The 12,417-nt window shown below is 47.0% G+C and carries 9 protein-coding genes; all 9 read right to left on the minus strand.

All coding sequences use genetic code 11. The annotated features are described in order from the left end of the window. Nucleotides 1–13: 13 nt before the first annotated feature. The gene (locus tag AC6I2O_RS12380; protein WP_120391986.1) at nt 14–1,402 is read right to left on the minus strand and encodes a glycine--tRNA ligase; all 1,389 of its coding nucleotides are present in this window, start codon (nt 1,400–1,402) and stop codon (nt 14–16) included. A 93-nt stretch (nt 1,403–1,495) separates the two neighbouring features. After that, nucleotides 1,496–2,299, minus strand: coding sequence for a hypothetical protein (locus AC6I2O_RS12385; protein WP_497742795.1), 804 nt, complete (start codon nt 2,297–2,299; stop codon nt 1,496–1,498). Next, the gene (gene recO / locus AC6I2O_RS12390) at nt 2,286–2,951 is read right to left on the minus strand and encodes a DNA repair protein RecO (RefSeq protein ID WP_497742796.1); all 666 of its coding nucleotides are present in this window, start codon (nt 2,949–2,951) and stop codon (nt 2,286–2,288) included. The genes AC6I2O_RS12385 and recO overlap by 14 nt, the downstream gene beginning before the upstream one ends. Next, entirely contained in the window at nt 2,948–3,886 is a 939-nt protein-coding gene (era, locus tag AC6I2O_RS12395) for a GTPase Era (RefSeq protein ID WP_497742797.1), read from the minus strand. Before era ends, recO begins: the two co-directional genes overlap by 4 nt. 1 nt (nt 3,887) lies before the next feature. Then, nucleotides 3,888–6,836, minus strand: coding sequence for an insulinase family protein (locus tag AC6I2O_RS12400; RefSeq protein WP_497742798.1), 2,949 nt, complete (start codon nt 6,834–6,836; stop codon nt 3,888–3,890). A gap of 61 nt (nt 6,837–6,897) precedes the next feature. Beyond that, the gene (locus AC6I2O_RS12405; RefSeq protein ID WP_497742799.1) at nt 6,898–7,710 is read right to left on the minus strand and encodes a TIGR01906 family membrane protein; all 813 of its coding nucleotides are present in this window, start codon (nt 7,708–7,710) and stop codon (nt 6,898–6,900) included. Nucleotides 7,711–7,863: 153 nt separating this feature from the next. After that, complete coding sequence (locus tag AC6I2O_RS12410) at nt 7,864–9,642, minus strand: WG repeat-containing protein (protein ID WP_497742800.1); 1,779 nt, start codon at nt 9,640–9,642, stop codon at nt 7,864–7,866. Between the two features lie 134 nt (nt 9,643–9,776). Next, nucleotides 9,777–10,547, minus strand: a complete 771-nt coding sequence (locus AC6I2O_RS12415; protein ID WP_120391791.1) for a response regulator transcription factor — start codon at nt 10,545–10,547, stop codon at nt 9,777–9,779. Then, on the minus strand, nt 10,522–12,405 hold the full coding sequence (locus tag AC6I2O_RS12420; protein WP_497742801.1) for a cache domain-containing sensor histidine kinase: 1,884 nt from the start codon (nt 12,403–12,405) through the stop codon (nt 10,522–10,524). The genes AC6I2O_RS12415 and AC6I2O_RS12420 overlap by 26 nt, the downstream gene beginning before the upstream one ends. Nucleotides 12,406–12,417: the final 12 nt, after the last annotated feature.

The raw sequence follows: 12,417 nt of genomic DNA on the forward strand, positions 1-12,417 counted from the left end.
ACTAAACAGGAAATTACCACTCGAATTTCTTCTCAAAATATGCCTTCAGATCTTCGATCTTCACGCGCTCCTGCGCCATAGTATCGCGGTCGCGTACGGTCACTGCACCGTCTTCCTCTGAATCGAAATCATAAGTCACGCAGAACGGCGTACCAATCTCATCCTGTCTTCTGTAACGCTTTCCGATGTTACCTCTGTCATCAAATTCACAATTGTAATACTTGGAAAGCATGGCATAAACCTTCTCAGCACCCTCGTTCAGCTTCTTGGAAAGCGGGAGCACACCTACCTTTACCGGTGCAAGCGCCGGGTGGAAATGAAGTACGGTACGCATATCTCCGCCCTCAAGCTCTTCCTCATCATATGCACTGCATAAAAATGCAAGAACAACACGGTCTGCACCGAGCGACGGCTCGATCACATATGGAATATATTTTTCCTTTTTCTCGTCATCAAAATAGGACATATCCTCACCGGACACATTCTGATGCTGCGTCAGGTCATAGTCAGTACGGTCTGCAATGCCCCACAACTCTCCCCAGCCAAACGGGAACAGGAACTCAATGTCTGTCGTACCCTTGCTGTAGAAGCAAAGCTCTTCCGGATCATGATCGCGCAACCGCAGTTCATCCTCGCTCATACCCAGCTTTTTCAGCCAGTCAAAGCAGAAACCTCTCCAGTACTGGAACCAGTCAAGATCCGTTCCCGGAACACAGAAAAACTCAAGCTCCATCTGCTCAAATTCTCTTGTACGGAATGTAAAATTGCCCGGTGTAATTTCATTACGGAAAGACTTTCCGATCTGGCCGATACCAAACGGAAGTTTCTTTCTGGAGGTTCGCTGTACATTTTTAAAATTCACAAAAATACCCTGTGCGGTCTCCGGACGGAGATATACGGTATTTTTTGCATCCTCGGTTACACCCTGGAAGGTTTTAAACATCAGATTGAACTGACGGATATCTGTAAAATTGTGCTTTCCGCAGGTCGGACACGGAACATTGTTCTCTTCGATAAAATTCTTCATCTCTTCCTGAGAAAAAGCGTCGATCGGCTTCGGCAGCGTCATATCTTTTTCCGCACAGTAATCCTCAATCACCTTATCTGCACGGAAACGCTCATGGCACTCTTTACAGTCCATCAGCGGATCTGCAAAACCACCGAGATGGCCGGATGCCACCCAGGTCTGCGGATTCATCAAAATCGCACAGTCCACACCAACATTGTATGGATTCTCTGTGATAAACTTCTGCCACCATGCTTTTTTTACATTGTTCTTGAGTTCAACTCCGAGATTTCCGTAATCCCAGGTATTTGCAAGGCCACCGTATATCTCAGAACCCGGATACACGAAGCCTCTGCCTTTCGCAAGCGCCACAATTTTTTCCATTGTCTTTTCCATAATTCTCTCCTCCACTGCCTTTTCCATGGTCTATCTTTTCAGGAACGTCCGGTACAGTCTGTTCTCTGCCCTGACCTTCTCTCACTTACCATACTATTCCAGATCGAACACAATATAAACCCGGTTAGCTGCAGCCGTCTCCGCAAAGGTTGCCTTGTCCTTTGCCTTATATACTGCATTGGAAGGAAGTACAAGGCCCTCGTCCTCCGCTTCCTCCTGCTGCCCTGTTGCATTGACCACATTCGCAGAAAGTACATCTGCATTCGTACTGGTATACAGGATTTCCCCCGGTACCTGCACCTCCATCGGAGCCCGCAAAACAAGAACCTGCTTATCCATTCCCTTGATTACCTGGGTACCGGACACCGGCCCGCCCTGCACAACGCCGTCGCTCACTCTCTTGTACGAGACATCAAACAGATATCCTGAGAGCTGCGCATTAATCATAGAGCCATAATAGAACTCTGTATTGTTGAACTCCGCATAATCTCCGGCTGAAGCATACTCCATTTTCAGTGTGACCTTACCGTCCGCAGCCTCAAACGATATCACCTTAATGGTGTCCGCACCGTGCTTCGCATTATAATCCGCCACTTCAGACGTAACCATATTTTGAAGCTCCGCCGCATCATAATACGCTGCACCCAGCGTTTCCTGAATAATTTCTGTGATCTTTCCGTCCTCATCCAAGGACACGGCCGCCGCCTGCTGTGGCGTCCATGGTTTCTGCCCAAGCGATTCGCAACCCCCAAGCAGCATCACACCTGCCGCCATCACTGCCGCTATCGGTAATTTTCTCCCAAACACTGTAGTAGCTCCTCCTAACAAATCCCATTCATTATACATGCAAACCAGCCTGGTTTCAAGTCCTTTGTCATACAATTCATGCAATCCCATCCACCATTGCCCGCAGTATTTTTAATGACTTAAAACTCCGGTCAATCTGCATTGCATTCAAACGATCCTGCACCCCTCGAAATTCTGAAAAAACCTCCGGCGCCAATGTAAAAGTATATAACTTCTGGAGCGGAGCCTGAAGGACAAACGCCAGCGCATATCGCGCCGACTCAGAAAGGGAGGGATTCTGTACAACATCATATGGGTATTCTCCGTTTAATACCATTGCCTTCATCTCAAAAATACAGCGTATCAGCTCATTATCAGGCACCTTTTTCGTCAGCGCACGCAGGGTTGCATACAATAGATTCAGCACAGCGGAACCATCCAGGTTTTCCCGTGTGTAATACTCTGCCACCTCCATAAAATAACACCCGTAACACGCAGCCTCAAAATTTTCCTTTACCTCTGTGAAATAATTTGATACCTCAGCGCGCACCAGCGTATAGGCGTTTCTTCCTTCATAAACAGTAAAGGTTCCAAACGCAAATGGATTTGCCGCAGCCAGAAGCGGGCTGTTTGTACGCCGCGCGCCGCGCGCAAAAGCTGTGATTTTCCCCCGCTCTCTGGTCAAAAGGACAATTCTCCGGTCATATTCACCGGACGGTACGGCAGTCAGTACCATTCCGGTTACGTGTAATGGATCACTCATAATTCTTTCTTATCATATCCAAAGTTTTTGATCATATAATCACTGTCGCGCCAGTCTTTTTTTACCTTGACCCACAGCTGCAGATTCACCTGCATTTCCAGCATTTTTTCAATCTCATGACGGGCCTGCGAGCCAATCCTGCGCAGCATCGCGCCACCCTTTCCGATCACAATGCCCTTATGTGACTCCCTCTCACAGATGATAGTCGCCTCAATATCCATAATGCTACCGTCCAGTCGCTCCTGCATCCGTTCAATCGAAACTGCAATGCCATGCGGAATTTCTTCTTCCAGACAACGCAGTGCTTTCTCTCTGATCAGCTCTGCGGCAATCTGACGCTGCGGCTGATCTGTCACCGTATCGTCATCGTAATACTTCGGACCATACGGCAGATACCGGAAAATAGCATCAAGCACCCGTTCCACACCGACACCGCGCAGGGCACACACCGGTATCATATCTGCAAACCCATAAGAACGGCGGCTGTCCTCCGACTGCTCAAACAGTTTTCGATAACCATCCAGAAATCCTTCAATCCGGCTCTTATCCACCGTATCAATCTTATTCATTATCAAAATAACCGGAACATTCGCCTTCTTCAGCTGTTGTGCGATATGCTGCTCACCCTTCCCGATAAAATCCGTTGGTTCCACCAGCCAGAGCACCACGTCTACTTCCTTTAAGGTACGCTCCGCGACGTTTACCATGTATTCACCCAGCTTGTTTTTCGCTTTGTGAATACCGGGTGTGTCAAGGAATACTATCTGTCCTTCTTTTGACGTATACACGGTCTGTATCCGGTTGCGCGTCGTCTGCGGTTTGTTTGAGGTGATCGCGATCTTCTGCCCGATCAGATGATTCATCAGTGTAGATTTTCCCACATTCGGACGTCCGATCAGCGTCACAAATCCGGATTTGAATTTTGCATTTTCCATTTTATCCCTCATTCATGTATGGCTGCACACATTTTCCTGTCAGCATTTTTATCTCAGAGAACAGGTCCCTCTCTGCTTTGATTTTTTCCTCATTCCCGATCACACAGATCGCCGCCTCCTCCAAAATAGACCGCACAAGCGGAGCAAGCGCACGAATCTGTTCCGGCGTTGCATCCAGAATTTCATCCCGCTCCCTTTGGACATCCGCAAATGCAATCTTGCTGAAGTATGCATTCAAAGACCTGCGCCCCTTCGCTGCAGGCGTAAGCGGCGTATCCAGCTCACTCACTGTTCCGATAATATATTTTGTCATTTCGTGCTCATCTGCCTCAAACTGTTCCAGGTACTGCGGCACCTTCTCATATACCTCGTTGGTTGCACGAAGATTCGGATCACGGTAAGATACGAAATAGGACGCGCCGGTGCGCCCAAACGAACACATGCATCCGTATGCCCCGCCTTTAACCCGGACATTCGTCCACAGATAATCATAACTCATGAGCACCTTCACAATCCGCAGCGTACCGGTATAGTCAAAACCTGCCTTTGCAAAATCCCCCCCACGCGCCACGTACTGTACCTGTCCCGGCGTCATAAAGCCTTCGTTTTTCTTTGTCAGTCCAAGCCTGTTTTCCTTTTTCTCATATTCCGCATGCGGCAACCGTTCCACAAATGCAGTAAAGGGCTTCCGAAGAAGTGCAAGCCCCTCCTCATCCGAAGTTATGCTGACAAACAATCCTTCTCTGTGAAAAAGCTCCTGCACCAAAAGACGCAGCTTGTCTTTCATTCTCTGTTTCTTTTCTTCAAAATTTGCTTCCAGATCTTCGATGAGCTGGTAAAAGCCAATACCTGAAATCGCATCCTGAAATGCATTCAGCTGAGAAAGATAGGACAACACTCTGCCTGCCGCCGTCGCATGACCGCTTGAAGAAAGCTGCATCGAAAGACGGGATTTCAGCTTTGCCACAATTTCATACAGCCTCCGGTCATCCTCCAGGGAAGAATGCAGCAATATTTCTTCCGACATCTCAAATGCATACGGCAACCTGTCATAAAGAACCCTTGAACGGATTCCTGCAAATACCCGTATTTCACCGTCTGTTCCCAAAACAGGATAAACATTCAGCCCGGCTGAAATCCCTCCTGTATACATATTGATCTCATTGTTCAAATCCTGATATGTGTAATGTTCCGTATTTACCATACCAAGCACAGCCTTTAAAATGCCAAGATACGGAATATCCTCAGCAGCAACGCGGCTGATATCAAAAAGCAGATCCAGATAAGCAATCCCATTTGTAAACACATTGTGATGGAGAATTGTTGTCCCCTCCCAGGTATATTCCGTATTCTGGAACCCTGCTGCTTCCCTTCCAATATCCTGGCGTGTCAGCATCGGTATCTGGGCAAGCTCCTCCGGTGTGGAGGGTGTCTCCTGAAATGCACGAAGCTTCGCAGTTTTTTCAATAATCTCCTGTAATTCTGCATCGGTAAGCGACTTTCGGTACGCCTGCAGCTTGGCCGCTGCCTCCTCTTCCTTTTTTGCAGTCAGACCACGCTCAGGCTCCAGAATCACGAGTGCCGCATGCGTATTTTCAAGCAGATACGTTTGCACCAGCTCTTCAAACCAACCGGTTCCTACCCTTTCCTTCAGGCGGTCATAAACGTCAAGCTTCAGATAATCAAAAGGTCTTTTCTCATCATAAAGCCAGCTGTCAAACACATCAATTCCATATATGAGCCCCTTCGGATAGCTGCCATAATCCGCTTCGCGAGCCCGAAATTCCATGGTATTAATGCCGGCGAAAAGCGCTTTCTGATTTAACCCGTGTTCGCATACATCCTGTAACGTATTCCGGATGACTTCCATAAACCGACTGGCATCTTCTGAATTTGCATTCTTTGCGATAATACTGAAAAACGGCTGATAAATCCCGCTCTCGTAAGAACTCATTATGTCGTTGCCAATCCCTGCATCCAGTAGCGCCTGCTTGAGCACAGCTCCAGGCGCAGACAGCAGCGCATACTCCAGCACTGCAAACGCATTCGTAAGATCCACATCAAGGCTCGTCCCAACCACTGCATGATACGACAGATACGTGCTGTCTGACAGTTCATCTGATTCTGATACGGAATACTTCCGTGTTACCGTCCGCATCTTGTCAAATGGCAACTGCGGCTTTACCGCAGAATCCACCGGGCTGTAGTCAAAATGACTCAGGTATTCCGCATCCAGCCACGCCAGCCGCTCCTGCGCGTCCATGTTTCCATATAAATAAATATAGCTGTTTGAAGGATGATAATATCTTCTGTGAAAATCCAGAAACTTCTCATATTCTAGCTCCGGAATATGCTCCGGGTCCCCGCCGGAATCCACACCGTACGTCGTATCCGGAAACAGCGCATGCATCGCCTCACCATCCAAAATCTCCTCCGGTGAAGAATACACTCCTTTCATCTCATTGTAAACAACACCATTATAAATCAGTTCCTCTGCTTCCGACTCAAGCTGATAGCTCCAGCCCTCCTGTCTGAAAATCTCTTCCTTCTTATATATATTTGGATAAAAAACAGCGTCCAGATATACATGCATCAGATTGCAGAAATCCTTATCATTACAGCTCGCCACCGGGTACATCGTTTTATCTGGATATGTCATCGCATTGAGGAATGTATTCAGCGAGCCCTTTACCAGCTCCACAAACGGGTCCTTAGCTGGAAACAGCCTGCTTCCGCACAGCACACTGTGCTCCAGAATATGCGCAACTCCCGTACTGTCATCCGGCGTCGTGCGAAATGCAATATCAAACACCTTATTTTCATCGTCGTTTTCAAGCACCAGAACTCTGGCGCCGCTCTTTCTGTGATGCAGAAGATAGCCGTCCGACTTGATATCTTCCAAACGTTCCTGTTTTATAAGTTCATACTGCGGAATCTTTTCTAACTTCATATAAACCTCCTTGCTATGAGCACCCGAGGACCGTATTTTTGTCCCTTACGTGCAGTTCCCACTAATAATGTGCCCGGCGATACTTTCTCGTCGCAAGCCGGTAGAATGCTCCGGACAAAATGCAGCCAACTGCCAGAAATAACAGAATAACAGCCGCACAGTGGAAGAAAAAAACATCCGGAAGAATCCGGATAACCGGATCAGTATTCGGATCAAAAATCCAGTAATTATTATCAAAAAATAGCTCATGGAACCTGATAAAAAATGCATTCCAGTTCGTTGCCGCCAGTACCCCCAGAACAACCGGTACGACAGCTGTCAGAATAGACATCAGCTTCAGGCTTCCATAATCCTTCTTTGGCAGTTTCTTAAACAAGGACACCAGCATAATGATACCGGAGAACACACACAAATACTGAAAAAAAACAAAAATGCGCTTTACCTCTGCAAAATGAATTTTTCCATATTCTGACATTGGAAAATCAGGAAATTCCAGCGTTTTTACCCGTTTTGTAATTAAATTGTAATCAATCAAAGCATCGTAATTCTCCCGGATTTGCTCTTCCGAAAGTCCGGTCTGCCGTTCCAGCTGCTGCGAACGGATATCAAAATAGTAAATCGTCCGCAGATTCAAAACCAGCACCACCGAAAGACTCAAAATAAAAAAGAACCCCACAATTGCTACCAAAATGTTTGACAATGTGAATACTCTTCCCGGCCGCCGCGGTGCCTGTCCGAAAGCTTCTGCGCGTCCCTGCCTGCCCGGTGGTGCATTCTTACGTTTGCGCTGGCCGTTCCCGGCCGTTTTCCGTGTCGGAGCTTTCGGTCCATTCCGTCTGTAATCCTCTTCTTCGTATTTTCTCCGGTTTCCCATTTTCTTATCCTCAGTCTCTGTTTACTCCCAGGCAAAAAGCCTGCTTCTTCACAAGCTATATTATCACAGAAATTTTTCAATGTAAACACTGCAAAGAGGCGCCGCAGATCACAACTGTAATTCTGCAGCACCTCTGGAATTTTCCGTATTCTGTTACAATAAAGTCTTTGCGCTCTCCAGCAGTGTTTTCACGCTCTGCGCATCAACCCCTTCATTCTGAAGCATCGCAACCGCACTGTCCAGAATGCTCTCCACTGCTTCCTGTCCTTCTCCAAGAAGCCCTTTGGCATTCCCCAGAAGCGTTTGAATTGAAACACTGTTTGCCGCTGCGTCTCCGTCGAGAAGACTAATCGCTCCGTCAAGCAAAGCAACAACAGCCGACGTATCACCTGCGCCAAGATCTGTTCCTTCTGTCACAGCTTCCGTTCCAGACATCGTCTCTGCTTCTGTCTCAGTATCCACTCCAGGTATCGCCTCTGTTTCTGTTTCGGTCTCCGCCCCGGACATTGTCTCGGCTTCTGATTCGTTTTCCGCTCCGGACACTGTCTCGGCTTCTGACTCAGGCTCTAATTCAAATATGGTTTCCGTTTCAGACTCTATCGCTTCCATTCCTTCGTCTACAAGTTCCACTTCCGGAATTTTTTCAGGGTTATCCTTTTCGTAGGTAACTCGATAAATAACGCAGGTACTGTAATCATCCCGCGAACGCGCCAGGACATATTGACCGTCACCGGAAAATGCAAGATCGGCATACTCGCATGGCAGCAATTCCTTTCCATGCCAGTCGATCAATCCCTCATTATAATCCGCATCTTGCACCTCATAATACATACCGGACCCATAATCACACGCCCGGACCCTGTCATACCCTTCCAACCGGGTTTCCACGCCATCTGCCGCAATCAGCAGCTGATTGCCTTCCAGATCTGTCAGAAGTGCCGATGCTCCCATGATCTCCGCCGCGTTTTCTGAATATTTCGGTTCACAGGTCACTGCTCCTGTTTCATCCACAAAACCTATTTTACCGTCCGCAACCACTGCAAAATAACCGTTTGCATTATAGTCGCTGGTACCCTCCGGCGTATAATAGCTGCGCTTGATATCGTCGTATTCTGCTGGAATAACTACCTGCCCTTGTGCATCAATCAGTCCCTTTTTCTCGCCGGTCGAAACAACTGCATACGCACCATTATAATCATAAATACTCTGGAAGGCCGGCTCCATAACAATATTGTCCAGCCCATCCTTTACACCATACTGTCCGTTTTCCCGATACGTAACCAGATCGTCCGGATCTGGCGGCAGCTCGTAAACATATTTCACCTCTGTTTCCACTGCCTGGAACTGTGCATCATACCGCGTCACCGTATTCGTGGTACGGTCCTCGATATTAATGTATGTCTCACTTGCGCGTGCATCCATATACTGATCCCTCGTAAGCGTGGCCAGATTGCTGCCCTTGCCATTCTCGATATAATACACATCCACGTTCTTAATCAGGTAATAATTATCTCCAATCAAACTCTGATAATCATACTGGCTTGCGGTTGATTTCTCCAACACAATCCCGAGCGCCCAATGGCTGCTTAATACCTTCACTTCCCCATACTGGAAAGGCATTACAGCGGCTCCGCTTAAATCGTTCAGACCAAGCAGGCCTGTACAATTCAAATCTTCCGATATCGGTCTGGCAACGATATAGCCATTGTAGTACTCCATGCTGCTGTCGTAAACCTCTGCAGTCAGCATTTTACCATCTACTGTCATAAGACCATAGCCTTCTCGCCCTTCCACACTTAAAAGCGTCGTCCCATGAACCCACCTTGCACCCGGCACCGCACCTACCGTCGTCAAAGTAGTCTGTGCCTGTACGGCCACTGGCCAGGCTGCCATGACAACCCCGACAACCACTGAGAGCAATTTTTTATTCATCCCATCTTCCTCCTTCTTTTGAGATACCACATTTTCTATATACATATCACTATTTACCAGAAATTCTGTGGTTCCTTGGTATATTCTAACATCATTTAAAAACTCTGTCTATTAGGCTTGCGTAATATTTTCTTTTATCCTAATTCCAGCCGCTTTCTGTATTCTTTCGGTGACATACCATAATAACGCCGGAAGGTCTGTGTAAAATGTGACGGATTATTGTATCCGGTACATGCGGCAATCTCACTGATGTCCATCTCACTGTATTCCAGAAAGTTTTTCGCTTTTTCCATCCGAAGCTCAATCAGATATTTCATAAAGTTCTGTCCTGTGCACGATTTAAACAGGCGGCTCAGATAGCTGCTGCTAACAAAATACTTCTCCTTTGCCAGCTCGTCCAGCGATATATCATCAAAATAATTTCGTTCCAAATAATCAAGCAACTCGTCGATCATCGCTGTATTTTCTTTATCCGCATGCTTCTGACTGCGCTCCCGGTTACGCGCCGGTGTTCCCGAGAAGCCGCTCCTTTTCAAACGTTCCTGAATCACATTCTGAATAGCTTCCCGCAGTTCCTTTTCATTTAAAGGCTTCATCAGATATTCTTTCACACCATACCGTATGGCAGTCCTGGCATAGCCGAAATCCGCATAGCCGGTTTCAATGATAATATCTGTATCGAGTCCCTGTGTTTTTATGTACTCCGACAGTTTCAGCCCATCCATTTCCGGCATTTTAATATCGGTAATGACCAACTCCGCCGAACACGTTTTCAAAAGCTCCGCAACATCCAGTCCGTTTTCACAGTCTCCGCAGATTTCAATCGGAAGCGTCATATTTTCCAACATTTTGACAAGTGCTTTTCTTGCAAAATATTCATCATCTGCCACAATTACCTTCAGCATCTGTCCTCGCCTCCTCTGCTCTCATCTCTTTTTCTATTGTCTTTTCTTTTATGATCTCTGTTTTTACCGTTTCCTCTTTGATCATAGGCAATGTAATTTTCACCCTGGTTCCGTTATCCCGCTCGCTTTCCAGCACAATTCCATATGAGGTACCGTAATAATTCCGCACACGCATATGGACATTCCGAATCCCAATTTCCCCTGTATGATCTTCCGCTGCAACTCCCGCTTCCTCATCTAGCATATTCTGAAGTCTTTTCAGTTCTTCCTCCGCGATTCCTGCCCCGTTATCCTCGATCACAATTACTGCTTCGCCGTCGCTGTTTCTGCTTGCTCCAATCACAATCAGGCCTTTTCTACGTTTTTCGGCAATTCCGTGGTCGATTGCATTTTCTACCAAAGGCTGCAACAGAAACTTCAGAATTCGGCAGTGTTCCATGCCGGGCTCCATTCTGCATGACACCTCAAATTTCTCTGGAAATCGAATCATCTGAATCCGGATGTAATTCTGCAGATTATCCAGTTCCTGTTGCAGCGTCACAACCTGCCCGCCTTTTACATTATATGAAAATATTCTCGAAAGACTTTCTGAAATATCCGAAATATACGGGATCTCATGCAGCCTCGCAATCGAACTCATGATATTCAGTGTATTGTACAGAAAATGAGGATTGATCTGATACTGCAACATCTGAAGCTCGGTCTTTTTCTGATTCAATTCATTTTCATATTCACGGATGATATTTTCCTGAATCCGCTCAATCATCGCATTGTAGCCAAGCGTAATTTCCTGTACTTCTACCGGATACTCCCTGCGGGATTCCATGCGGTGCAGTTCCCGTTTCTCTTTCGTCGCCGCCTGGCTCATCACCAGCGACAGTTCTTTTATCGGCGCGCTGATACGTTTCATCAAAAATGTCCCGACGCCTATTTCCCCGCACAACAGAAGAATCACCCAGAAAGCAAGCAAATAAATCCTGCTCATCTCCTCGGAAATAAAGGAACTTCGCTGCACACACTGGATAAAATACCAATCTAATGCTTCTACATACTGTGCATGAATCACATACGTCCGGCGGTCAATTTCCAGCCTTCCGGTTCCGTCTCCATTTTGCGCCAGCTCTCTGATTTTTTCCTGCTCCTGATCCCCGATCCGATCGCCCAATCGGGGATCAGATGCATAAATCACTCCATTCTTGTTGAGCACATATCTGGACCAGCCCTCCTGATTCCCCAGTGCATCAAAGCGCTCTCTCATTGCGCCGAAATTCATATCAATATAGATGGTTCCCAGACTTTCTCCATGCGCAATATCATAAAACGGATAGCAAAACGTCAGCAAAGAATACGGAACAAGATTGATTGCCCCCTCATAGACATCTGTGACTGTCATTTTGCTTCTGCTGTCTCTCTTTTCGTAGAGCAGATGTTGCTGTGCCAGCGCCACACTGCCTTTGGAATCCTCGATATAATTTCCATAAATCACACCTGCCTCTGTCACTACTGTAATGCGAAGCACATCAGAATTTGTCGTACACAGTACAGCCAGCAGCCGGCTCATATACTGCTCATCGAAAACCGCCTGCACCTGACTTTTATTTTCACCCTCTGCGACAATGCGGTTCACTTCATCGTCAGCCAGATGAAGGAAGCGCATTTTGTCGATCCCTGCCAGCATAAAATCTACTTCCGTCGCCCACTGCTCATTCTGGCGGGCAATATGTGCCCGATTGCTCCGTTCTGTCTCCCTTATATTTAGCGCCAGACATACTGCAATCATGAGAATAGAAAAAAACAGGCATCCCAGCAAACTGGCGGTAAGCTGCATCCGAAATGACAATTTCCGTCTCTTTTTCATTTTGATTGCTCC

Source organism: Blautia sp. St.27G3 (assembly GCF_059728505.1).